The organism is Gilvimarinus algae, from assembly GCF_030518215.1.
In the GTDB taxonomy this organism is placed as follows: domain Bacteria; phylum Pseudomonadota; class Gammaproteobacteria; order Pseudomonadales; family Cellvibrionaceae; genus Gilvimarinus; species Gilvimarinus algae.
Genome location: NZ_JAULRT010000060.1, coordinates 94,765 through 119,890, shown reverse-complemented (window position 1 = coordinate 119,890; position 25,126 = coordinate 94,765). Strand labels below are relative to the sequence as shown.

16 protein-coding genes are annotated in these 25,126 nt (G+C 56.5%); 4 read left to right on the top strand and 12 right to left on the bottom strand.

Annotated elements, in window-relative coordinates; translation table 11 throughout:
* Positions 1-22 precede the first annotated feature (22 nt).
* The 4 genes from QWI16_RS13150 to QWI16_RS13135 all read right to left on the bottom strand — a co-directional run bounded on the left by QWI16_RS13150 (position 23) and on the right by QWI16_RS13135 (position 3,673).
* Positions 23-808 carry a uroporphyrinogen-III synthase gene (locus QWI16_RS13150; RefSeq protein ID WP_302713836.1) on the bottom strand — a complete coding sequence of 262 codons (786 nt, stop codon included), beginning with the start codon at positions 806-808 and terminating at the stop codon, positions 23-25.
* Complete coding sequence (hemC, locus tag QWI16_RS13145; protein WP_302713834.1) at positions 805-1,752, bottom strand: hydroxymethylbilane synthase; 948 nt, start codon at positions 1,750-1,752, stop codon at positions 805-807. The genes QWI16_RS13150 and hemC overlap by 4 nt, the downstream gene beginning before the upstream one ends.
* A gap of 99 nt (positions 1,753-1,851) precedes the next feature.
* The gene (locus QWI16_RS13140; protein WP_302714202.1) at positions 1,852-2,574 is read right to left on the bottom strand and encodes a LytR/AlgR family response regulator transcription factor; all 723 of its coding nucleotides are present in this window, start codon (positions 2,572-2,574) and stop codon (positions 1,852-1,854) included.
* Between the two features lie 4 nt (positions 2,575-2,578).
* Positions 2,579-3,673: a sensor histidine kinase gene (locus QWI16_RS13135; protein WP_302713832.1), complete on the bottom strand. Its 1,095-nt coding sequence runs from the start codon at positions 3,671-3,673 to the stop codon at positions 2,579-2,581.
* 115 nt (positions 3,674-3,788) lie between these two features.
* Here QWI16_RS13135 and argH point away from each other — a divergent pair, with 115 nt between their 5' ends.
* The 4 genes from argH (at position 3,789) to QWI16_RS13115 (ending at position 11,869) form a co-directional block, all read left to right on the top strand.
* Positions 3,789-5,177 (top strand): argininosuccinate lyase, encoded by a 1,389-nt coding sequence (gene argH, locus QWI16_RS13130; RefSeq protein ID WP_302713831.1) that lies wholly within the window; start codon positions 3,789-3,791, stop codon positions 5,175-5,177.
* Positions 5,178-5,319: 142 nt separating this feature from the next.
* Complete coding sequence (locus tag QWI16_RS13125; RefSeq protein ID WP_302713829.1) at positions 5,320-7,824, top strand: PAS domain-containing hybrid sensor histidine kinase/response regulator; 2,505 nt, start codon at positions 5,320-5,322, stop codon at positions 7,822-7,824.
* Entirely contained in the window at positions 7,817-10,672 is a 2,856-nt protein-coding gene (locus QWI16_RS13120; protein WP_302713827.1) for a class I adenylate cyclase, read from the top strand. Before QWI16_RS13125 ends, QWI16_RS13120 begins: the two co-directional genes overlap by 8 nt.
* Before the next feature lie 261 nt (positions 10,673-10,933).
* Entirely contained in the window at positions 10,934-11,869 is a 936-nt protein-coding gene (locus QWI16_RS13115; protein WP_302713825.1) for a glycoside hydrolase family 16 protein, read from the top strand.
* Positions 11,870-11,892: 23 nt separating this feature from the next.
* Here the strand turns inward: QWI16_RS13115 and QWI16_RS13110 are convergent, their stop codons facing one another.
* The 8 genes from QWI16_RS13110 to QWI16_RS13075 all read right to left on the bottom strand — a co-directional run bounded on the left by QWI16_RS13110 (position 11,893) and on the right by QWI16_RS13075 (position 25,122).
* Positions 11,893-13,401: a tryptophan halogenase family protein gene (locus QWI16_RS13110; protein WP_302713823.1), complete on the bottom strand. Its 1,509-nt coding sequence runs from the start codon at positions 13,399-13,401 to the stop codon at positions 11,893-11,895.
* Positions 13,402-13,454: 53 nt separating this feature from the next.
* Positions 13,455-14,900 (bottom strand): tryptophan 7-halogenase, encoded by a 1,446-nt coding sequence (locus QWI16_RS13105; protein WP_302713821.1) that lies wholly within the window; start codon positions 14,898-14,900, stop codon positions 13,455-13,457.
* The gene (locus QWI16_RS13100; RefSeq protein WP_302713820.1) at positions 14,893-16,416 is read right to left on the bottom strand and encodes a tryptophan halogenase family protein; all 1,524 of its coding nucleotides are present in this window, start codon (positions 16,414-16,416) and stop codon (positions 14,893-14,895) included. Before QWI16_RS13100 ends, QWI16_RS13105 begins: the two co-directional genes overlap by 8 nt.
* Before the next feature lie 146 nt (positions 16,417-16,562).
* The gene (locus QWI16_RS13095) at positions 16,563-19,952 is read right to left on the bottom strand and encodes a TonB-dependent receptor (RefSeq protein ID WP_302713819.1); all 3,390 of its coding nucleotides are present in this window, start codon (positions 19,950-19,952) and stop codon (positions 16,563-16,565) included.
* A gap of 282 nt (positions 19,953-20,234) precedes the next feature.
* Positions 20,235-21,857, bottom strand: a complete 1,623-nt coding sequence (locus QWI16_RS13090) for a family 15 carbohydrate-binding domain-containing protein (RefSeq protein WP_302713818.1) — start codon at positions 21,855-21,857, stop codon at positions 20,235-20,237.
* A 188-nt stretch (positions 21,858-22,045) separates the two neighbouring features.
* A complete protein-coding gene (locus QWI16_RS13085; RefSeq protein ID WP_302713817.1) occupies positions 22,046-22,186 on the bottom strand; it encodes a hypothetical protein in 141 nt (46 codons plus the stop codon).
* A 614-nt stretch (positions 22,187-22,800) separates the two neighbouring features.
* Positions 22,801-24,132: a xylose isomerase gene (xylA, locus tag QWI16_RS13080; protein ID WP_302713816.1), complete on the bottom strand. Its 1,332-nt coding sequence runs from the start codon at positions 24,130-24,132 to the stop codon at positions 22,801-22,803.
* A 69-nt stretch (positions 24,133-24,201) separates the two neighbouring features.
* Positions 24,202-25,122 carry an aldose 1-epimerase gene (locus tag QWI16_RS13075; RefSeq protein WP_302713815.1) on the bottom strand — a complete coding sequence of 307 codons (921 nt, stop codon included), beginning with the start codon at positions 25,120-25,122 and terminating at the stop codon, positions 24,202-24,204.
* Positions 25,123-25,126: the final 4 nt, after the last annotated feature.

Here is a 25,126-nt window from a genome sequence, read left to right as displayed (position 1 = left end):
TGTCGCACCGCCTTGATCGTGATTATTGCTCGGCCTGATAGCGTTTTATCTGCTCTAGCATAGCCTCGTCACCGGCATTCAGCGCCACGGCTATGCGTTCAAACCCTTGCACTTTCGCCAGCTCAGCGACCCGTTCGCCCGGCACCAGCAGCGGATGGCGCAAAAGGGCGCTCTCGCACCCGCCCTGGCGCGCCAGCAGACACAGATTCGCCAGGCTCTCACCGCTGTGAGCGATGATCAATGCTTGTCCGCTACTGCTTGCCAACCAGCGGCGCAAAGAGGCCTCGGCCCCCCGCGGAATCGCCCGGCGGTATAGCTCGCAGTGATCCACCCGGGCGCCGCGTTCGGTCAGGGTGCGCGCCAGGGTCTCGCGCCCACCCTGGCCCTTGAAAATAACAATACGCTCTCCGGCGACGGATTGCAGGTCGGGCTCGGCCAGCAGGGTTTCGCTGTTCATGGCGCCGCGCGCGCTGCCCAGCGCATTCACCGCCAATCCCGCCTTGGTCAGTTCGCCGGCGGTGGCCTCGCCGACGGCGTAAATGCCCACGCCCACCGGCCACTGGGGCCAGTAGTCTTCCAGCCACTTAAGCGCCTCAGAGGCGGCGTTGCGGCTGATAAAAATCGCCTTTTGGTAGTGATCAAACGCCAATACCCGGTTTTTAATGGCCTGAACCGAGTCTTCATCGGTTAAGGGTTCTATGGCCATGCAGGGAATCACCTGCGCCTGGATACCGCCTTTGGCAAGCCACTGCTGCCAGCGACTCGCCATGGGCTCGGGGCGGGTGATCAACACACGGGCCGCGCTCATTGCACCTCGCGGCCGTACACCTCGGCCAGAATGCGGTCGGCGCCGGCGGCCAGAAGGCGCTCGGCCAACTGGACCCCCATGGCTTCGGCCTCGGCCACCGGCCCGCGAATCTCGTCGAACAAGATACTCGTCCCGTCGACTGAGCCCACCAGACCGCGCAGCCACAGGCCCTCGTCCACATGCTCGGCGTAGCAGGCGATAGGCACCTGGCAGCCGCCTTCGAGCCGCCGGTTCATAGCGCGCTCGGCCTGTACCCGCTCGGCGGTGGCCGGGTGGTGCAGGGGCGCCAGCAAAGCCTGCAGTTCGGTATCGTCGGTACGACACTCGATGCCGACGGCACCCTGACCGCCCGCTGGCAGTGATTGCTCGGGCGTCAGGTGGCTGGCTATACGCGCTTCAAGCTCCAGGCGTATCAACCCGGCACTGGCGAGGATGATCCCGTCATAGTCGCCATTATCCAGTTTTTGCAGGCGCGTCTGTACATTGCCGCGCAAAAATTTGACGTGCAAATCCGGCCGGCTGGCGAGCACCTGGCACTGGCGCCGCAGACTGGATGTGCCCACCACCGAGCCGGCGGGCATGTCGTCAATAGTGGTGTAACGGTTGCTGACAAACGCATCGCGCGGGTCTTCGCGCTCGCAGATCACCGGCAAGCCCAACCCCTCGGGAAACTCCATGGGTACGTCTTTCATGGAATGCACGGCGATGTCGGCGCTGCCATCGAGCATGGCCTGCTCCAACTCTTTGACAAACAGGCCCTTGCCGCCGACCTTTGCCAGGGGCACGTCGAGAATCTTGTCGCCTTTGCTTTTGAGCGGCACCAGCTCGACCGCGATGTCCGGGTGGTGATGCTGCAGTTGCTGTTTGACGTACTCGGCCTGCCACAGTGCCAACAGGCTCTTGCGGGTGGCGATACGTATGGTGCGGGAAGTCGCTTGGCTCATAGTGCTCTCTGGATAAAAACGGGGGGCGAGCCGCTGGCCTCAGACGGTGCGCGACAGCTCTCTGGCCCAAAAGGGCTACATGATAACAAAGGGTTGGGGCTAAAGCCTCTGCAGCAATGCCTTCACTGCACTGGCGTGACGACGACTGACCATGGGCGTGTCGGCAATACCGGCCAGACGAACGCGATAACCGCCCTCGGCGCAGCGCTCCAGCGCCTCTATGTGTCGCACCGCGACCAGGGCGTTGCGGTGCACGCGCACCATTTGCTCGCCGAACTCTTCCTCGAGTTCTTTCAGGGTGTTGTCCAACAAATGCTGGCCGCCGGTGTGGTAGACAGTGACGTACTTTTGGTCGGCGAGGAAAAAGCGAATATTCTCCACAGGGATGCGCTCAAAACCGCGATGGGTTTTGGCGGTGATGCTGCTGCGCGCAGGGCCTGCATGGGTAGCGGAGCGCTGGATTTTATTGACCCGCCCCGCCTTTTCCAGCGCCGCTGCCAACTGCTCTTTGCGCACAGGCTTGAGCAGATAACCGACGGCAGTGGTACCAAAAGCGTCCAGGGCGTGTTCATCAAACGCCGTGCAAAAAATCACCGCCGGTGGATCGTCCATCTCCCCCAGCCGGCGCGCCAGTGTCAAGCCGTCGTCCCCCGGCATGTGAATATCCAGCAGGACGATATCCGGGTCCACCTCGGCAATCGCTTTCATCGCCTGCTCGGCGCCGGCGGCATCGGCGCTCACGCGGTAGCCCTCAAGCTCGCCGATCATTCGCTCCAGACGCGCGCGGGCGAGAGGTTCGTCGTCAACAATCAGTACTTCCAACATGTCAGCGTTCACTTTCGTTTTTTCTGGCCCGCTCGCAGGCGGTGAGTGCCAGGGTAATTTTAACGGTAAAGCTGTCTTCACTGCGATCAAACGCCAGCGTGCAATCACTGCCAAAGTGGGCCGCCAAACGGTGGCGCACATTGTCCAGCGCCATGCGGTTGCCCCGGCGCCGGGACGGCTGAGGCGCTTCCGGCAGTGTATTGTCGATCTGAATGGTCAGTGTTTTTTCATCGCAGTGAGCACTGAGGCGCACCTGCCCGCCGCGCGCGCTTGGCTCCACACCATGATAGATAGCGTTTTCCACCAAGGGCTGCAACACTAGGCTTGGCAAGACGGCCCTGGGGGGGATAGCCCCCACCTGCCAGATCACCTGCAAACGCTCGCCGAGGCGGGCCTGTTCAATATGAGTATAGCTGCGGCACAGTTCCAATTCGCGCTCGGCGCTGACCAGCGCCGATTCGGCCAGCGCCGCTCTAAGCAGATCGCTCAAATCCTCCACCTGCCGCTCGGCCAAATCCGGCTCCACGGCAATCAGGCTGGCGATACTGTTCATGCTGTTAAAAAGAAAGTGCGGCTCTATGCGCGACTGCAAGGCTTGGATGCGCGCCCGCAGCTCAGCCTGCTGCTGCCAGTAGAGCTGCTGCTGCAGGTAGAGGTAGCGTAGAAGAATGCCCGCCAATATTGCGGCAATGACCAGATGGGTAGCGACCTGCCACCAGTCGATAAAGCCGCGCCCCAGGCCCTTGAGAAACCACTGGCCGGCCACCGAGAACAAGGCGGTGCACAACAACACCAGCAGGTAACTGAATACGCCGGCGACCATGGGGCTAAAGCGCAGCAGGTAGGGGCGCAAGAAACAAAGTACGGCGGCGCAGGCGAGCACAACCCACTGCACCAAAAACGACACCAAGCCGAGCTGCACCCAACTGAGTCCGGCCAAGCCCTGATCCGTCACTACCAGGAGCACAGCCAGAAGCTCGGCGACCACCACCAGTAAAAAGAGCGCGTTAACCGAGCACAGGTTGGGCAACAGGCTCGCTCGCGGCGGCCCGCTGGCGATGTGCTCAGTGCTGTCTTCTGGTCCGGCTTGCCTCATGGTTCCCTTACTGCCCCTGTCGTTATTGGCTATAATGCCGCCACTTTATTCTAACGGCATCCGGCTGCCGTGTATTTGCGTGCTGCCGCTGCCCACACTGGCTACGAGAGACACTATGAGCGATAACGATCAGACCGCCAAACCTTGGGGTGGGCGCTTTTCTGAAGCGACCGATGCCTTCGTGGAGCGTTTTACCGCCTCCATTGGCTTTGACTGGCGACTGTATCACCACGACATTAACGGTTCCATTGCCCACGCCACAATGCTGGAAAAAGTCGGCGTGCTCACCGCTGATGAAAAACAGCAGATCGTCACCGGGCTCGAGCAGATACGCGCCGATATCGACGCTGGCCAGTTCAATTGGTCAGTGAGTCTGGAAGATGTTCACATGAACATCGAGGCGGCGCTCACCGCCAAAATCGGCATCACCGGCAAAAAGCTGCACACTGGCCGCTCGCGCAACGACCAGGTGGCCACGGACATCCGCCTGTATCTGCGCGATGAAATCGACATCATTGCCGCCGAGCTCAAGCGCCTGCAAACCGGTATTCTCGATGTCGCCGAGCGCGAGGCCGAGACAATCATGCCAGGCTTTACCCACCTGCAAACCGCCCAGCCAGTGACCTTTGGCCACCATCTACTGGCCTGGTTTGAAATGCTCACTCGCGACGCCGGACGCCTGGCCGACTGCCGGGCAAGGCTGAACCAATCGCCATTGGGCGCTGCAGCGCTGGCCGGTACCACCTACCCGATCGACCGCGCCATGACCGCCGAGCTGCTGGGTTTTGACCGCCCCACGGCCAACAGCCTGGACTCGGTATCGGACCGGGACTTTGCCATTGAGTTTTGCGCCTTTGCCAGCATTTTGCTGACACACCTGTCGCGCGCCAGTGAAGAGCTGGTGCTCTGGACCAGCGCCCAGTTCAACTTTATCGACCTACCCGATCGCTTCTGCACCGGCTCATCGATTATGCCGCAGAAGAAAAACCCGGATGTGCCGGAGCTGGTGCGCGGCAAAACCGGCCGCGTTAACGGCCACCTGATCAGCCTGTTAACGCTGATGAAATCCCAGCCTTTGGCCTACAACAAAGACAATCAGGAGGATAAAGAGCCGCTGTTTGACGCCATCGATACCGTCAAAGACTGCCTGCGTGCCTTTGCCGACATGGTGCCGGCCATTACGGCCCGCAAAGACAGCATGTACGAAGCGGCGCGGCGCGGCTTTTCCACCGCCACCGATCTGGCGGACTATTTGGTGCGCAAGGGCATGCCGTTTCGCGACGCCCACGAGGTGGTGGGTAAGTCTGTGGCCTACGGCATTCAGACCGGTAAAGACCTCTCCGAGATGAGCCTTGGCGAGTTGCAGCAGTTCTCCGATACCATTGGCGACGACGTCTTTGACGTACTCACTCTGGAAGGCTCGGTCGCCGCACGCAACCACATAGGCGGCACCGCCCCCGAGCAGGTAAAAGCCGCCGTCAACCGCGCCCGCCTACAGCTTTAATGCCTCTATTGAGCCCCGGCCTGCGGGGCTCGCTCTCCCTCCCGCTAAATCCGCTTTGTTTCGCGCTAGCTACTGGATTTGTCGCCAGTTTCTACTATGATAGGAAAACCCCGGCTACTCCGCCCTCAGGAGCAGTAACGCAATGGCGAATCAGGCTAAGGATACAGCCGCACTAGAGGCGCGTATCAGAGAATTGGAACAGGCGCTTGCAGCATCCGCCAAGCGTTCCGGCTCAACTGCGCCTCCGATTACCGTAAGCGAGAACGCCCTGCAGGGGCACTTTGAGCTGCTGCTCGGGGAGGCGTGCCCGGAAGACATTCTTACCAGCCTGCAACTGCTGGCCACTCAGCTGGGCTGCCCCTCGCTCGGCCTCTGGTCCACCGACGCCAGTGTCGAGCACTGGTCGCCCATTGCCGCTACCGACGATATAGACCCGCCCGCGACCGATGAACGCCAACGTTCGGCGCTGCTGGCCGGCCAGAGCCTGACCCTGGCGGACGGACGCACTCTCATTCCGGTTGCCGTGCGCGGGCGCACCAGCGCTGTGTTGCTGATTGCCGCCGGCCCGGCGCCCGAGGGAGAGCTCACAAGTCTTGCCCGGCGGGCCAGCGCTCTCATGTGGGAGGCCTATGAACGCGGCGCCCTGCTGCACCAGCTGCGCGAGCGCGACCGCCGCTTCCGCTACGCCATGGAAGCCTCCCGCGACGGGCTCTGGGACTGGAATCTCAACCAGGACAAAATCTATTTCAGTCGCGGCTACCTGCGCATGCTCGGCTACGACTACGAGCGCCTGCCCGGCACCCTCGACACCCTCAAGCACTACTTTATTCACCCCGACGACCTGCAAGAGGTCATGACCGAGTTTGCCGGAGCCATCGCCAATGAGCGCGATCACTTGTCGCTGGAGCACCGCCTGATCCACCGCGATGGCCAGGTGGTCTGGACCTATTGCCGCTGCATTTTCGTCGAGCGCGACGAACAGGGCCGGCCCACACGCTGTGTCGGCACCAACACCGACATTACCGAGTCAGTGCGCAACAAGGCGGCACTGGAAGACGCCAGAGCCGAAGCCGAGGCCGCCAGCCAAACCAAAAGCAAGTTTCTCGCGAGTATGAGCCACGAGATTCGCACCCCCATGAACGCCATTATCGGGCTCAGCCACCTGCTGCAGGACACGGCGCTGGACGATTTGCAACAGAGTTACCTGAACAGCATTCACAGCGCCGCCAACTCACTGCTGCAGACTGTCAATCAAGTGTTCGATTACGCCAAGCTCGAAAGCGGCAATATTATTCTCGAGCGCAGTCACTTTGACCTCGAGCAGTTGTTCGAACGGCTCTCGCGTATGTTTGAGAGCAGTTCGCTGCACAAGCCCGTCAGTATTATCTTTGACATTGCCGACGATGTGCCGCGGTTCATGCGCGGTGATGCTACCCGCCTCAGTCATATCATCAGCCACTTGGTCACTAACGCATTGCAGTACTCGCAGAGCGATGAAGTCGTCGTCAAAGCCAGCACTTTAAAAAAACGCAGCGAGCGGCTGACGCTGCAATTCAGCATAATTGATTTTGGCCGCGGACTGTCGCCCGAAGCACTGGCCACCCTGCGCAGTGACCTGTCGCGCAAACCGCACACCGGCGGCAGAAGCGCGTCGGGCTTTGGCCTGCAAATTTGCAAGCTGCTGGTGGGGCTGATGAACGGCCACCTAAGCATCGACAGCGAGCCTGGCAAGGGCGCGACCTTTGCCTTTACCGCCGAAGTGGAAACCAGCCAAATTGGCGCACAGCGCATCAAAAGCTGTAACCACAGCTGTCGCTCCCTGCGACTGCTGGTAGTGGACGACAATCAACTGGCACTGGACATTCTGGCAAAGTCCGCCGGCAAACTGATTGACCATGTTGACACAGCGCGCGATGCTCACAGCGCGCTGGCGAAAATCCGTCAGGCCGAGCAGCAGGCACGCCCCTACGATTTGCTGCTGCTCGACTACAAGATGCCGCTTAAGAGTGGGCTCGAGGCCGCGCGAGAGATTAAGACGGCCTCTGATCTTGAGCACAAGCCAAAGATTTTTCTGGTGTCCTCCTTCCAGCGCGATGAAATTTTTTCAGATCATCAGGACTCGCGCTATGTGGATGATTTTCTCAGCAAGCCAGTGAGTGAGTCGCGCCTGTTTGACGCCATTTGCCGGGCGCTGCCAGAGTGTCTCTCCGACGACACACCAAGCTCCAACGATTTTGCCAATCTCAAAGGCGCACATGTGCTCCTGGTGGAGGACAATATTGTCAATCAGCAGGTGGCTCGCGGCATGATGCGGAAAAAAGGCATTATTGTCACCAGTGCCGAAAACGGTGAACAGGCGCTGGACATTTTACGCAGCGGCCATACGCGCTTTGATGCTGTGCTGATGGACATCGAAATGCCGGTGCTCGACGGTATTGCTGCAACACGCCAGATACGCGCCATGGAGGAATTTTCCGCACTGCCCATTGTCGCCGTTACGGCACAAGCCATGTCCGGCGATCGTCAGAGCTGCCTGGATGCCGGCATGAACGAGTACATCAGCAAGCCCATCAAACCGGTGGAACTTTACCAAACGCTCTCTGACCTGATGGGTGGCCGCACAATTCCGCAACCCTCTGATGTCTGACTTATCCAGATTTCATCCCGATGAAGGTGTCGATCGCAAGCAGCTGAAACAGCTCAAGCAGCGTTTTCTGCAGCTGAACGCCACACGCCTCGAGCGAACCCGCGCCGCCATCAGTATACGCCAGCAGTTGTTTCTCGATGTTTTGCCGCTACTGCTGCACACCAACCACCCAATGCTGCCGGGTTACAACGGTGCAGAAACGCCTGCCGGTATTGCTTACTTTAAACCCAACACCCTGGAGCTGAGCGCTGCCAAAATGATCGCGCGCAGCTTTGAGCTAAAGAAGGACTACCACCAACGCGAGCTGAATATTGACGCGGTGTTTCTAATGGGTAGTGTCGGCACTATCGCTCACAGTGAGCGCAGCGACTTTGATGTCTGGGTGTGTCACAAGAGCGGCATCGACTCAAAGCGTCTGCGGCAGCTGGAACAAAAATGCGAAGGCATCAGCCAGTGGGCCGAGCGAGAACTGAATCTGGAAGCCCACTGCTTTCTGGTCTGCGGTGAAGGCGATAGCAGCGACCATCGCAATTCACTCAACGCCGAGAGTAGCGGCAGCGCCCAGCAACATTTACTGCTCGATGAGTTCTATCGCAGCGCCATCTGGTTGGCCGGCAAAACGCCCCTGTGGTGGCTGGTGCCGGCACACGAAGAGCCGCATTACGATAGCTTCACCTCACAGCTACTGCACAAGCGTTTTGTACGCCGCCAGGACATCGTCGACTTTGGCCCGATCACCCATATTCCCATGGAGGAATATTTGGGTGCGGGCATCTGGCAATTGTACAAAGGCATTAACGCACCGCATAAGTCTGTACTCAAATTGATGCTGCTCGAATCCTACGCCCTGGAGGAAAACCCCAGGCCCTTGGCACTGGATTTTAAGGAGCTGGTGCAAACACAGGGCGCTGATCCTGACCGGCAGGACAGCTACCTACTGATCTACCGGCGCATCGAACGCTACCTCGAGCAACGCCAGGCTCCGGAGCGGCTTGAACTGGCGCGCCGCTGCCTCTATTTTAAAGTCGCAAAACCGCTGACACGCCCACCTGGAGGGCGAGGAAAATCCTGGCAGAGAAGGCTGTTGGAAGAACTGGTAGAGATGTGGGGCTGGGACAACAGCTACCTTTTGCGACTCGACGCGCACACACTCTGGAAAGCCAATCAGGTGATTGGCGAGCGCGAACGTCTGATTCGAGAACTGAGCAAAAGTTATCGATTACTCGGCGGCCTCTCACACCGATCCTTTCAGGATGCCAGCATCAGCTCTGAGGAGCTGAGCATTCTCGGGCGCAAGCTGCACGCGGCCTTTGAGAAAAAATCCGGTAAGATTGAACGCATTAATCCGGGTATTTCCTCGGATGTCAGCGAAGCCTTTCTCACCATTCGAGCGCCGGACGACCAGCGCCAAAGCTGGCAGCTACTGCGCTGTCGCCGCACACAGGCAGGCATTACCACCAGCGATCAACTGCTCCGGCAATCCGCGTTTCTGTTTGATTTACTGCTCTGGTCAATTTTTAATTCAGTATTGGAGCCACACAGCCAGCTGGATATGATCATGACGGGAGAGCCAGCGGAGTCGGAGAAGCGCCAACTGATCGCAAAAACCCGGCAGTGGCTGCCCGATCCAGCGGAAGCACCAGGCCACGAGGATTTTTTGCAGCCGGCCCGCGTCAACCGGGTACTGTTGGTTATTAATCTAGCCCTCAAACCCTATGACGACCTCGATCAGCAGGGGCTGCAACTTCTTAGCGAACAATCCGATGCGCTGAGTTACAGCGGTCTACACGACAACCTTATTCAACTGGCCGATATGGCCTATATGAATACCTGGCACGAGCTGATTGTTCGGCACCTGCAAAAAAATGCACTGGTGGAACTGCTATTGGGTTATCTGCGCTTCGCTCCGCCACACCTGATCGACACACCGCCCGAGCTGAGCATTGTCTGCCCCGATCAGCAGTTTGGCAGCCTGATTGAAGGTCGTTTGAAGGAGCTCTTTGACAACATTTGCCAGTGCTTTTATGGCGAGCAGAGCAATGCTAACGCGCGCTATCTGATTGAAACCCACCGACAATACTACATACTGCAGTTTCAGCAAGGCTCCCCGCAGATGACCCGATTGGAAGACGAAGCGGCACTGATGAATTATCTGGAGACGCCGCAGCGGCTCGATAGGCCCCTAGTGCTCGACTCGCGCGCGCTGCCAAACAGCGCCCTGCGCACAATCATTGAATACGCCAGCGGCCAGAGCAATCATTTATTTTACGAACACCTCAATGGTGAAGTCATATACACCTACGTGGATGTCAGTGGCGCTATCGTTCAGTTGCGCGCCCAACACCTAAGCGCCAGTGCATTTCCGGCCAGCATTGTGCATTTTATTGAAGCGGTTAATGCCAGACTCTCTTCTCAGGGTGAAGCCTTCGCACTTGGTCACTACAACACACTGACCGGCAGCACTACATTAAAAGTCAGCAAGTTGATCAAAAGTGCAAAAGGCTACCTCGCCGAGCCGCATCAGCAGCTTCCCGAGCCTCGCTTTTTTGATCAGACTGACATTAAAGTAATTGCCGAGCCCGATGTCAGCTTCGCCATTCGCTACACCCTTTACTGCGACGAAAAAATGTATCACCCCGACAACGGCGATCCGTTCACCGCTGCTGCCAGATACATTCACAGCCAACGAGCTTCACGTGAGCACTACCACTGTCATATCAGCGACCTCGACCTGACCGCCTGCGCCGATGTTATCGCCCCGGAAACGGGTCTACAGTTGATTCACTACTTACAGGAAAAGCGCCGCATCGAAGACAGGCTCAACCAACAGCTCCGCGCCCTCACCTAGCCAATCTTACAAAGCCCAGCGTGGCCTGAGGGGAGCGACTTTGTGGCTTGTCTCACCCGGGCCAACCGGTGAAGCTTTGCTTGTTCGAATAATGGCATCGATTAAAAAGTCCTTTTGACCATGTGGCGCATCCAGAAAAATGACCGCAGGCCGCAAGAGTAAATCTTTGTTAGTGTCGGTTAAACTAAGGTATTTCGTTTGACAACGTTGTCAAATCATTCCGACAATAGGCTCACAATTTTCATAACCCTTGAGGTTACAATGATAAAAAAATCTCTCCTGACAAGCTCAGCCTTGCTTATGGCTGCGACCGGCTTATCCGCATCGGCCGACACTCACACGCCCGTTTTCTTTGACGATTTTCACTATCAGACACTCGGCGCGTTTTATCAAAACGGCTGGAAGGCACGAACCGAAACCGGTCACCCTGGGATTGCCGGGGCCAGCTGGTCGGCGATTGGCCTGTCTTTTCCTGAGGATATCGCCGGAGCCGATAATGGCGTGATCAGAATGAGTTCTGTAACCGACGGCACGGCAGCCAATACTCGCCACACCCAGATTTGCCACGCTCGCAAGTACCGCGAAGGCACCTATGCCGCGCGTATCTTTTTTCGCGATGAACCCAGCTTTGGCCCCGACGGCGATGAAGTGATTGAAACCTTCTACGCTATCAGTCCGCTGGAGGCGCCAATGGACAAAAATTACAGCGAGACGGATTTTGAGTACCTACCCAATGGCGGCTGGGGCTCACCAGACAAACCGGCCATGTGGACCACCACGTGGGAGACATTCCAACTGGAGCCCTGGACCAAGGTCAACGAATACACACGGGTCGAGGGCAGCTACGCAGGCTGGCGCACACTGGTGTTTACCGTAAAAGACAACCGAGTTCGCTACTACGTCGACGGCGAGTTTTTCTCAGAGCACTCCGACAAGGTCTACCCTGAATCACCGATGTCCATCAATTTTAATCTCTGGTTTATGCCCGAGGGTGCCGACGGGTCCCAGGGGCCGGTTGACTCACCAGAGCTTCGCGAATACCAGGAAGACATAGACTGGGTTTACCATCACGCTGGCGTTGCCTTGAGTACACAACAGGTGAACGAAGCAGTTGATGCACTCAGGGCCGACAGGCAATATTTTATCGACCGGGTTCCCGCAACGAGCCCTGCTCTACCCTCGCCTTGCGGCTTGTAAAGCCTTAGGGCGGCGTCGCCGCCCTAAGCATCCATCTTGCAATGTTCATCGATAAACGCTTGATGCATGGGCATATACTCTACAGAACGCTGAATAACTTGCCGAATGCCTTCAAGGCGCTGGGCGATGTCCTGCGGTGAAAGCGTATCCACGATGGGGTGATAGCCACGGGGGCGCAGCCCCTGGCCGTGCATGACCTCAAGCCAGCTTAGATCGTTAAACAATTCTTCGTTGGTGCGAAAAATGCGCCCGTTCTTTTTGAACTGCTCGATTTTTTGCGTCAATGTCTTCGGAATGTCCATAGTCCTGCAATAGTTCCAGAAGGGTGAATCGTCCCGCCTTGTAATGCAATAGTGGGCGATCAGAAAATCCCTTATACGATCGTACTCGAAATTTACCTGCCGGTTGTACTCATCGATGTCTTCGCGGTCAAAGTGGCGATTGGGAAACAAGCTCATGAGCTTCGCTATTCCCGATTGCACCAAGTGGATACTGGTAGACTCCAGTGGCTCCATAAACCCACCTGCCAGCCCGAGAGCAACACAGTTTTTATTCCAGAAACGCTTTCGCTTGCCGGTGGTAAAGCTCAACAATTTCGGCTCGGCCAGAGGCTCGCCATCAATATTGTCCAAAAGCACGGCGGTAGCCTCGTCATCACTGATGTACTGGCTGGAGTACACATGCCCATTGCCCGTGCGATGCTGCAGAGGGATGCGCCACTGCCAGCCCGCTTTGTGTGCGGTTGACCGGGTATAGGGAACCGGATCACCCGCTTTGGCACAGGGCACAGCCACAGCACGGTCGCAAGGTAGCCAGTGGGTCCAGTCCTCGTAGCCTGTGTTGAGTGCCTGCTCGATGAGAAGGCCTCTAAAACCGGAGCAATCGATAAACAAGTCGGCGTCAATGGTGTCGCCGTCATCCAGAGAGACAGAATCTATAAAGCCACTGTCGGGGTTCAGCGTTACGTCGACTATTTTTCCCTCGCGCCGACGCACTCCACGCTGAGTTGCGTAGTCACGCAAGAACATAGCGTAGAGGGTTGCGTCAAAATGAAACGCATAAGCGATGTCAGACAGAGGTGAGTTACCCGCATCCACGGGGCGCATAAAACGGCCCTGTTCGGCGGCCAGGCAATTGAGGGTATATTGGTCAATATCCGGCGCCTTCCCGGCCTGATACATTTTTAGCCAATAGTGGTAAAAGGACACGCCTTCCATATCTTTGCCGACGCCACCGAATGCGTGGAGGTACTTTTCTCCAATGTGCCCCCAATTGACAAACTGAATACCGAGTTTGAAAGTTCCATGCGTTTTACGAAGAAACTCGTTTTCGTCCAAGCCGAGCATTTGGTTGAACAGCTGGATTTGAGGAATAGTGGCTTCACCCACCCCGACCGTGCCAATATTGTCGGATTCAATAAGCTGGATCTCGCAGTACTGATTTTTTAGCACCCGTGCCATAGCGGCGGCGGCCATCCAGCCGGCTGTTCCGCCCCCAACAATCAGCAGTTTGCGAATACGCTGGTCTGTCATTAGTCTCTATGAACCTCTTATCTGATCGGTGTGCCGATGTTCTATACGCTGTTTTAATGCCGTTTGATAACCGCTGACAAGCTCGGCATTTTCTCCGCCACTTTGTCCAGCGCTTGCAATATTTTTCTATGCTTATCCATCAGGGGCTCTACACCAATGTCCGCCAGGGTTGGATCGTATCCCTCTGCATGCCAGCCAAGGCCCAGGGCCAGCGCAACCCAGGATTCATCAGTCATCAACTCATCGTCACGGCGCCACAGACGCCCAAACGAGCGCAGGACATTCAAACGCCACTGCAGCGCCTCCGGAAGCTCAGCTTTATCGCACTCAGCGCGCCCTGCATGCAACCAGTGTAACTCGATTAACCGCTCGTAAGCGGTTTCCCAGCGCCGATTGTATTCAGCCCGAATTCGTGGCTGATTCGCTCTATCCGGCAGTAACTCCAGCCACAACAGCAGGCAGTGCGACGCCCAGAACCACTCCGACAACAGCAGCTCCCCTGGCTGGGCTGCCGCCTGGCCCAATGCGAGACAATTGCTGCGCCATGCCTGGCTGCAGCGCCCCGTCTCTAGCGGTTGAACCCAATAACGCGTGCCACATTCTTTCAGTTGCTGCTCAAGAGCGTTTAGCTCAGATGGACTCTGCAACCAAGCAGTGACGCCCGTAGCGTTTTGCAGCCCTGCCTCGCGACGCCATCCATATCGTTCGCGTGTCATACGCGCATACGGCCGCCAGGGAGAGCTTTGCGGTTCGCGATAACTCAAGCGGTAGCGCCAGAGGGAATCAGAACCCACTCTAAAAGGAGTAGCGAGTGCTTCGCGCAGTAGCTGTGCCCGCGCCCCGGTTGCATCCACGTAAAAATCGCCAGCAATCCGGGTACCATCTTCCAGAACAAGGCTGGCAATGCCTTCTTTCTCATTCCCTTCTACCTGCAAGGTATCGCAAGAAACACACTGCACTGCCAGCGAACCTGCAAACTTTTGCAAGTAGTCCACCAAAGCCGCCCGATCGAGATGCAAACCGTATCTTAAGGTGGACTTTACCGAGCGGGGATCATCAACCGGAAAATCAAACCGCCCTTTTTTCGCAGCGCGAGTGGCCAGGAAGCATTGCGTAAATGACGCTTGTTCTGCACCGTTAAAACACTTGAAAAACTCATGCTCCAGGGGGGCCGGCGACGGCGTTATACCGTGAGTACCATAGGGAAAAAAGAAATCGTCTGTCTCAGATTGGTACTCCACACCAAGGGAATAAAGGCCGTGGCAAGCATCAATTAACTCGCGCTCCGGGCACCCCACCATAGCCAGCCAGCGACTCAGGGCGGGATCGGCCATCTCAACATCTTGATCGTCGCACTCATGCAAAGCTTGCGGTATCAACCAGGTTACTTTGCAGCCGCTGGGCGCTAAAAACTTAGCCAGGGTTATCGCAGCGGTGGCGCCAATCAAACCGCGACCCACCACCACCAATTGCCTTAAAGCATTGGGCGCACTATCCACGGCCACCACCATACAAACTCATCGCTGCTGGGAGCTCGCGGGCCAGACCACCACGACCCATGACTTCTCTATGCAAGGGCGCCGCCTTAGCCAGGTGCCTGAGACGCGCAGCCATAGACTCTAAGGAAGACACCATCACACTCGGTGAATAAGCCAGCGCCCGGGAATCCACACTATCCGGGCGCAATCCCTGGCCCAGGTAGACAGCCAGCCAGCTCGGCTGCGCAAACAACCCGTGATCGTAATGTTGGATGATCGCGGACTCGCGAAACAGTGCTATTTTTTCGCGCAGGCTGTCGGGAATGGACATCGCGGCACAGCTTCGCCAAAATTCACTGTCCTTTCGTCGGTTCAAATGATAATGCAGGATCAGAAAATCCCGCACGCGATCGTACTCAAGTTCCATCCAGCGATTAAATGCTTTGCGGCTCATTGTGAAATCGCCCGCAAACGGAAAAAACTCGATGCACTTGATAATAGCCATTTGTATCAAGTAAATACTGGTGGATTCGAGCGGCTCGAGAAAGCCACTGGACAAGCCCACCGCCACGCAATTTTTTTCCCAGCTGTGTGCGCGGCGCCCCGCCTCAAAGCGGATAAAGTTGGGCTCGCCTAACGACTGGCTGTTGAGCGCTTGAGCGAGCTGATAACTGGCTTCATCATCACTCACGCAATCGCTGGCGTAAACCTGCCCATTGCCCGTTCGGTGCTGCAGTGGAATGCGCCATTGCCAGCCTGACAGGGTCGCCGTCGAACGGGTATAGGAGGGCAGATGATCCAAGGGATCGCTGGCCATGGCCACGGCGCGATCGCACGGCAGCCAATGCCGCCAGCTTTCAAAGGTAACGCCCAGGGTCTTACCAAGCAATAACGAGCGAAAGCCGCTACAATCGATAAACAGATCGCCCTCAAGCCGCGCTCCGGACTCGAGCGTCACCGCCGTGATCCGGCCATCATCGTGGGCTTGCTCTACCCGTTCAACTTTCCCTTCACAGCGCGCCACGCCGCGCTGTTCTGCGTAGCGGCGCAGAAACAGCGCATAGCGCGATGCATCCAGGTGATACGCATAGCCGTAGCCCAGGTCTGCGTAGGGCGGTGGTGGCGCAAACCGATCGCTAGTGGCAAGCTGTGACGCTAGGGAAAACGCGTCGAGATTCAAGTGAGGGAGACGCTCTTTTGCTGCGAGCCAATAGTGATGAAAATCCACCCCCTCGATATCACTGCCAAAAGCACTGAAAGGATGCAGGTAGCGGCTCGATCTGTCTCCCCAGCCAACGAATTCAATCGCCAGCTTGTAGGTCGCCTGAGTCGCGGCAAGAAACTCCCGTTCCTCAATACCCAACAATTGATTAAAGTAGCGAATGTGCGGGATGGTTGCCTCTCCCACGCCGACGGTACCGATCTGTTCGGACTCAACCAATGTAATTGAACAACTCGAGGGGAGCAGGCGTGCGAAAGCCGCCGCCGACATCCAACCGGCTGTACCACCGCCGACAATGACAACTCTCTGGCTCAAAGATCTGACCTCAGGAGTTGGGCTTTAGAAGAATACAGGCTAGAGCGCACATAACAGTTATCGTCCCACAAAACCGTTCATCAGGGTACCCATAAAAAAAGGCGCAACTCGAAAGTTGCGCCTTTTTCGTTTCAGATCAAGCTATCTTAGTAGACAAACTTCATCGTGAAGGCCAGACGACGGTCGTTAATGAACCAGGAGCGGCCGGTCTCGCGACCATTTTCATCCAGAGTCATCAACGTTTCGGTCTGGGTATCCAGCAGGTTGGTAGCCTGCAGCCCAACCGTGAAGTAGTCGTTCACGGTGTACTGAACCGAACCATCCAGGAAGCCGGCATCATCGTTCCAGATGGGCTGGCCGCTGATCACGTCCCGGGTGGTTACCAGATACTTCGAACGCCAGTTATAGGCCAGACGAGCCGACCAGTCGTTCTTCTCATACATCAGTACTAGGTTAGCCGTGTGCTCCGACTGACCGCGAAGTGGCAAGCCTTCCAACAAGCTCAGGTCCACCACTTCCAGACCGGGCTGCGGAGTATCCGGGCCGCTGTCATCCAGATCGTCCTCAGTGGTTGCCTGAGCGTCACTGGTGAAGTTGGGCACACCTTCGGAATCAATAAAGGTGTAGTTCGCCTGAATACCAAAACCATCAAAAGGCTCGGGCAGCATATCGTAGAACTGCTGGTAAGCAATCTCGAAGCCCTGCATTTTGCCCTCTTCACCGTTACGCGTGGTGGTGAAGTCAACCGTTTGGCTAACGCCAGTGGACGGGTTGGTAAAGGTCCGGGGAATCGCCCCTTCGATAAAGAAGTTGCTCAGGTCTTTATAGAACAAGCTGACCGTCAGCGAGCCGACCGGCGCAAAGTACCACTCCACAGAGGCGTCGTACTGAATGGACTCCATGGGCTGTAGCCCTGGGTTGCCACCGCTGCCGGTCCACTGCACATCATCGACCTCGAGAATGTTCACACCGTCATCGACCGGACCCGGCTCTGAGATTTCACTGGTATCGGTTTCGCGGGTCACCACCAGCTGTTGAGCCCCCAGCACCGCCTGGTTGCGAACCTCGGACATATCCGGCAGCGCAATCGCTTTGGCGACCGCAAAGCGAGCAATCAGGTCGTCGGTTAACTCCAGCTTCAAGTTGAAGCTCGGCAGGAAACCATCCCATGAGGCGCTGTCTTCCTGAGCTTCATCGACATTGTTGCCAAAGTCCTGCTCAGTCTGACTCAACCAGTTATTGGCATCGCGGGAGTAGGACATCAGGTCATTGACTTCGTCCAACCAATCCTGCTCGCTGGCAAACAAACCTGGGTCGAAAGGACCCACCTGCTCTTCCGCCCACTTGCGAATGGCGCCGCTATCGGTAAGATCCGTGGGAGCGCCATCGGGGTACGCCTGACCGATCATATCGGGGTACTGAATCGAGCCGATGGCATCGCGATCAAGCTCAACATAACGCAGACCGATATTACCGGAGAAGCGTAGCGCGGTTTCATCAGAGCCAAAGTCCAAACGGACATATGCGGCCTTGTTGGTCTCGGTTGTATCGTAGATTTCCGCATCCGAGAAGTAAGTACCGTTGCCGCCGACTTCCGGGCGCAGATTAGCAGGCTCCCAAACGCCTTCAGCGCCGGGGTTGTTCTGCGGCACGGTACGACCATCAATCACTTCTTTCAGGAAGTCTTCAGTGGCGAACAAAAAGCCATTGCCCGGCACATTCGCAACACCGCCGCGGTGGAAGTCAGACCAATCGATGTATTCGTAGTCGCCACTAAGCTCCTCGGTCTCGGAAAGCCAAAGCGCGCCCTCGCCACCACCTGGCGCCCACTCTGCACCAATGTGACCCCAGTTGTAGGGTGTAGTCCGGACGATTTGATTGCGATCAGCAAAACGCACACCCGCTTTCACCGAGCGGAAGAAGTTCACATTGTCAAAGTAGCGGGTAGCGTCGAAACGCACCGCTTTTGACTCGCCTTCTGAACGCTCGTAATGGTCCATCGCCGAACGCCACCAGTAGGAGTCCGGGTCTTGGAAGTAGTTACTGTCGCCAGCAGGATCACCGGAGAAACCGGGAAACTCTTCGGCGTAGTACTCGGGGTTGGCATCACGACGACCGTCCCAGGGCTCGATCACAGTCAACTTTGGCGTGTCTCCGCGCATGTCGAACTGCTGCAGACCATAGATACCATTGGCAATTTGCAGGTCATCATCTTCTGTTGTGGCTTTCACATACTGGAAGTCGCCTTCCAACTCCCAGGCATCATTGGGCATCCACTTCAGGTTGAAGCTTGCGTCGTCCACAATGGTATGGGTGTCTTTAAAGCGCGTATCGGCCTGGTACTTTTGACCAAAGTAGTCGTTCTGGGTGACGTAATCCTCGGGCACATCGCCCTCCCCGGACCAAGAGCGCGGTACACGACCCTCACCGCCGCGCCAACCACCACCATCGGTGATGTAACCGGCCTGGAATATGCCGCGATCATCAAAAAGAAACTCGGTACCCGGGTAGGGGCGTGCGCGACGGGTTTCGCTGACAGAGCCATCGTCGTTTTCATCACCGTAGCCACCTTGATACTTGATGGCGTTTTCCTTCCAGCTCAGTCGAGCGTCGGAGCGAATAAACTCGGCAGTAGCCTCGAGGGTGTCGTCAGGACTCGCCCACTGGAAAGAAGCCGCCAGCCCTTTACGCACACGATCATCTTCTTTGGTAAAGAAGTTCGAGCCGTTAGTCATCCACACCTGATTTTCGGCATCGGCCACGCTCGAGGGAGCGCCCAAGGTGTCGGCGTTGTACTTCACAAAGGCGTCACTTTGAATACCGTGGGACTCACCGATCAACTCGGAGTAAGATGCGTTGATCAGGAAACCAAATTCACCCAAGCTTTCGGTGTCCCAGCGGTTGCTGTAGAGACCAGAAAAGGTCGGGGAGGTTTCTTCGGCGATATCACCGTAGGAGACATCGCCGGTAAAGGCGATCATCTGGCCATCCTGATTGAAAGGCTTGCGGGTCTTCAGGCTTACGGTGCCACCAATGCCACCCTCAATCATGTCGGCTGTCTGGTTTTTGTAGAGATCCACCCCAGACATCAGCTCAGGCGGCACGTCCTGAAAGTTCAAGCCCCGGCCAGAGTTCGCCGTGAATGAATCTCGGCCGTTAAATTCGCTTCGTGTGGCACTCATACCACGAATAACGGCGCCACTGCCTTCAACCCCGAAGTGATCCGGGTCTTCCGGGGCCGCGAAGCGCTCGATCGACACCCCAGGCATGCGCTGCATGGCTTCGAGCACACTGCGATCCGGCAATGAGCCGATGTCTTCAGCTGAAATTGCATCCACAAAAGTGTCTGCATCACGTTTGATGTCCTGCGCATTCTGTAGGTTCTGGCGCGTGCCGCTAACGACAATCTCTTCCAGAGCCTCTACGTTTTCGGATGTATCCTGCGCAAGCGCGGGCGACCCCATAGCCATGACACAGATTGCGAGCATGGACTTTTTGAAAGGGACAACTTTCTTGGTGTTGTCGCGATAAATCATAGCGCTTTACCCCGTTGTTATTATCTAAGGTTGTTATCTTCTAACACAGCATTGACCGGTAGCGGTTCTTTCACTCTTGGCAGATACTGCCTGTCAACACTCACCTAGTGAACTTTCCTGGTTTCGGTTAGGCCGGTAAGCTTTTCACTTGTGCACAGCCTTTTACAAACCAGTTCTCTGTATACTTTTTACACTCTAACCGCTGTGATCCTCTGAAAGAGTCGAGCCCTGGCCCGACAAGCCCAGCCCCTTAAAACGGGCCGGGCTTGAATCACATAAGAATTACTCGATGGTGATTCTCCGCAGCAAGATGGGGTCGGCCGCTTCTTCCCGAGCCGATAATCCAGCCCCCTGAAGCTTGATACCCACACGCAGCGCCGACGGCTCGGTTGGAACACCTTCCATGACACGCTCAAACCGATACCAGCCGTCACCGAGATCTTCCCCTGCACTGATGGCGAAGTTACTGCCGTAGTTGCCAGCGTAGCTGTCGCTGTTTTGCTGGATGTAGATCTGCACGGCCATGCCCGGGTTCTCTGTGACGTAGTAGTCGCTCAGGTAGAGCTCAACGCCGACGGTGGCACCTTCGAGGTCGGGAAGCTCATCTTCAGCGGCGACGTACATGATGGTGCGCTCGTCGCTGTCGGTTGCCTCCCAGTTCGGATCAATATGCAGCGCATCTTCCGCGGCGTCGTAAGACAGATCCGGCGCACCGTTTAGGCCCTGCCAGTTGTCATTGCCCCAAGTGCCGGCATCAACATTTTCCTGAGTGGCGACCAGCTCGAAAGGACCGGTATCGCCGCCGCCAGCATTGATGTTGATTTGCATACTATTAATGGTGACGCGGCCAGCAACCTCGTTCTTAACCTGCAAGCCGACGCGGATGTTCTGTCCTTCCTCGGCAATAAAGGCTTCGTTTTCTGTGGCACAGTTCACTTCGTAGGGCTCACCCGCCGTCAGCGAGCCGTTGCCGACGTAACAACTGAACTCGCCAGTGTAGCTGCCAAAATTCAGCTGAATAATCGGCTGCACATCGGCGCCTGAGTCTTTGAAAGCCTGATCGACCGTAAAGGTCATATCGAAACTGCGGCCCACCAGATCAACCGGGCCTTCGAGGAGGTAAACCAGCTTCTGATCAGCGGCAGTGGGCTCGTAGTAAACGCCGGAATCGTCGCGCTGCACAGTCACGCCATCGGTGGCATCCATAACGGTCCAGGCCGGATCATCCGCCCCGACAATAAGCGGGCCGGAGCCTGAAGCCGGCGTCATGGTGACATTGTCAAACCAAAGCTGACCGCCAACTTCTGGGGCCTTGCCGTTGGCGACAAAACGCACACCGACTTCGTTGATGTCACGCAGAGAGAAGCCTTCATCGTGCCAGGCAAAGGTGCCGTAATCGATGTACTCTTCGCCCTCAATTTCAACAACTTCGCCAGTGCCGGCGGCCAGCTCCCACATCTCAATGCGGTTCCAGCCGGCCTTGGGTGGGTAGGCGCGGCTTACGCCCTTCAGCCCTTCTGCGTTACCCAGCAGCAGGTGCATGCTCATATTGCCGTCGTTGGCGTATTCATCGGTAACGAACACCCAAATGCTGGCTGCTGAACCCTCCATATCGTCGACTTCATCGACGGCGCCATAGACATCCAACATATCGCTATCGCTGGCCCATACCGGCTCGGCTGCCAGAACTTCCTCAGCACCGTTCCAGCTGACAGAGGCAGTGGCATTACAACCGTCCACACACCGGCCTGCCCAAGCATCCGCTTGCGCTTGTTCATTAAAAGGAATGTAAGTAAAGATTTGCGGCTCGCCGGGCTCGAAATCGCCACCGCCGCCACCGCCGTCGCCACCATCGCCGCCGTCACCACCACCCGTGTCCGGCGGTGGTGCCTGATTCGGCCCCAAATCTATGTCTCCGCCGCAGGCAGAGAGCGCGCAGGTTACGCATAACGCGATCAGCAATTTTTGTATCATAACGAGACCCTCTATTATTCTAGTCTTTCGCTTAAATTATTCTGTTTTTGCTTGAGCAGCCCTACTTTGGCGGAAAGCTAAATAGCGTGCTTACCACCGTGAACTGGAATCCAACGGACTTATTCTTCAGATGCCTCAAGCAAACCTTCACCCAGAGCGTTTTTTTGGGGAAAAGCTGAGTCACTGGCGAGGCCGAGCAACGGGAAGGCGAGCGTGTTGGTCCCGGACTTGGCGCCGGGCCTATGGGTACGAGTTGTCATAGCATGATCTCTTTATATTTATGTAAGTACATGAGCTTTGTGGCTGGGCGATGCTTAAATCACTATTCAGTCTGGGCAAGACTGTTAGCGCTAACAGCTAAGTAACCCGCTTCACCCACTGCAAATAATGCGCGATAAATAACCATAAATCAAACCAAAATTTTTCATCGGCAGCCATTCTGGCGGCGATCTACAGCTGGCGCTTTAACTATTTATAAGACAAAAACCATAAATAGTCAAGGAGACTATTAGATAGTTGAAAATTAATTGAAAGCCTTATACTTAAAGGCCCTATTGACCCCTGCCAAGGCACACGCTGTGGCGCTGCCGCCTAAATATATTCATTAGTCCGCTTAGCGCTAGCCCGCTTGCCGAACTCGCGCAAACATCAAACCGAATAGAGGCATACCCCAAAGCCATCGACAGCCAAAACAGTCCGACAACCCGTCAAAATCCAGGAAATGTTAACGCTATCAGTAAAAATACAGAAAAATGGTAGCCGAGAGCGAAGGAGTGGCGCCTAAACACAGAAAATTAATGTTAACGATAACGCGTCGACCATAAAAAAAGCCCCGGCAGCCTGCGCTACCGGGGCCCTGCCAGCCAATGAGGAGCTAGCGGATATAACGGTTGATGATGTTCTCGTAAAGCTCTTGCTGACCACTGGTTTGCGGCGGTTCACCATTGGCGTTACCGATAGCGGCCAGAGCTTCAAGGCTCAGCTCGCCGGCTTCAAACTTGGCGCCATCACCTAAATCAAAAGTGGCGTAACGCTCTTTACGCAACTTCTCCAGCGGAGAGTTTTGCAAGATATCATCGGCAATGACAAGGGCACGCGCGAAGACATCCATACCGCCAATGTGACCGTGGAAGGTATCGACCAGATCGGTGGAATTACGACGACGCTTGGCGTCAAAGTTGACACCGCCGCCAGCCCAGCCACCGGCGCGCAGCACAACCAGCATCATCTCAACAGTTTCGTTGATGTTGTAGGGGAACTGGTCGGTATCCCACTGGTTTTGGTAGTCGCCGCGGTTGGCATCGATAGAACCCAACATGCCGGCGTTGGCCGCCACTTGCATTTCATGGTCCATGGTATGGCTGGCCAGAGTCGCGTGGTTGGTTTCAATGTTCAGTTTAAAGTCTTTATCCAGGCCGTGATGACGCAAGAAACCGATAACAGTTTCGCTGTCGAAATCGTACTGGTGCTTGGACGGTTCCATCGGCTTGGGCTCAATCAGGAAGCTGCCTTTAAAGCCATTGGCGCGACCGTAGTCACGGGCCATAGTCAAAAAGCGCGCCATGTGCTCCTGCTCGCGACCGATGTCGGAGTTCAGCAGGCTCATGTAACCTTCACGGCCGCCCCAGAACACATAGTTTTCTCCGTCAAGAGCAATGGTCGCATCAATGGCGTCTTTCAATTGGGCACCAGCGTAGGCCACCACGTTAAAGTCCGGGTTGGTCGATGCGCCGTTCATAAAGCGTGGGTTGCTGAACAGGTTGGACGTACCCCAAAGAAGCTTCATACCAGAGGCTTTTTGCTTCTCTTTTGCCCACTCAACCCACTGCGACAAACGCTCAGACGTTTGCGCACGGCTGTCACCCTCTTCAATCACATCCACATCGTGGAAGCAGTAAAAAGGCGTACCGATTTTGGTGAAAAATTCAAACGCGGCATCGAGCTTCATACGCGCGCGCGTTTCGGAGTCTTTGCCTTCGCTCCACGGAAAATGAAATGGCCCCGGCCCAAAAGGATCGTGTCCGGCACCACAAAAGGTGTGCCAATAGCAGGTGGCAAACCGCAGGTGGTCTTTCATGGTTTTGCCCGCCACCACACGGTTCTCGTCGTACCACTTAAACGCCAGCGGGTTATCGGATTCCGGCCCCTCGTAGGCAATTTTGCCTACGCCCTTAAAGTATTCTTTATCTCCAATGAGCACACTCATAACTAATCACCTTTGCTTAAACCACAGCGTACCCGCAGGCCACTGCCAATTGACGTAAATTCGACGGGCTCAACACCCAATTACACGGACACCAAACGTGCCGCTAACGCTCTGGCCGGGCTCCAGTATTCTCAACCCGTCACCAGTATTCAATGCATCTATACCGCAGCTCATAGGCTCGACTGCCAGCGACTGACGATCGGGCGGCGTGTACAACTGCATAAAATTCAAAGCTCCGGGCCCGGTTTCCTGCCAGAGCTCAAGCCCAAAGCCAGCCGTCCGGCTGGTAAAAACGGCGGCGGCGCGCCCAGGCTCACTGCCAAGGTCGAAACAATCATCCAGAACCACCTCTTGCAAAGCGCCACCGCCAGCAAAGCGTGTGTCACTCACCCGCTCGCCAGTGGGCAGCATTCGCTTATCCACCAGGACCCGCTCGACAGGCGGCAACTCAAGTCTGCAGGCGTCCAGCCTCACCCCCAAAGTGTAGTAGGGGTGCCAGCCCATGCCGACAGGGATGGCGCGCGAGTCGCGATTCTCAACACTCATCTCAACCGACAATCCCCCCGAGGCGCAGAGGGTGTAGGTCATGCTCACTCGCGCCGAAAACGGATAGCCAGGCTCGGTGGCATCACAAGCGTAGACCAGTGTTACCGTCTGCGCCTCGTCATCTCCCCCGCCCCTCAACACTTCGGCAGGCGTGCGATAGAGAAAACCGTGCAACGCCGTCCCAGTCGCCTGCTCGTTGACCAAAAATTGATATTCGCGACCCGCAAACCGGTAGCGACCATCGCGCAGACGATTGGGAAACGGAAACAATACAGAACCGCGATACCCTGGGTTGTCCTGCCACTCGGACGGATCCACTCCGGCAATGACATTACGCGGCCCGACAGCCGTGGGCAAAACCAAGGCGTGAATCAACCCGCCACAACCGGGCACCAGCGACAGTGACGCCTCACCGGCTGTCAGTTCAAACGCAGAAGAGGGCACCAGA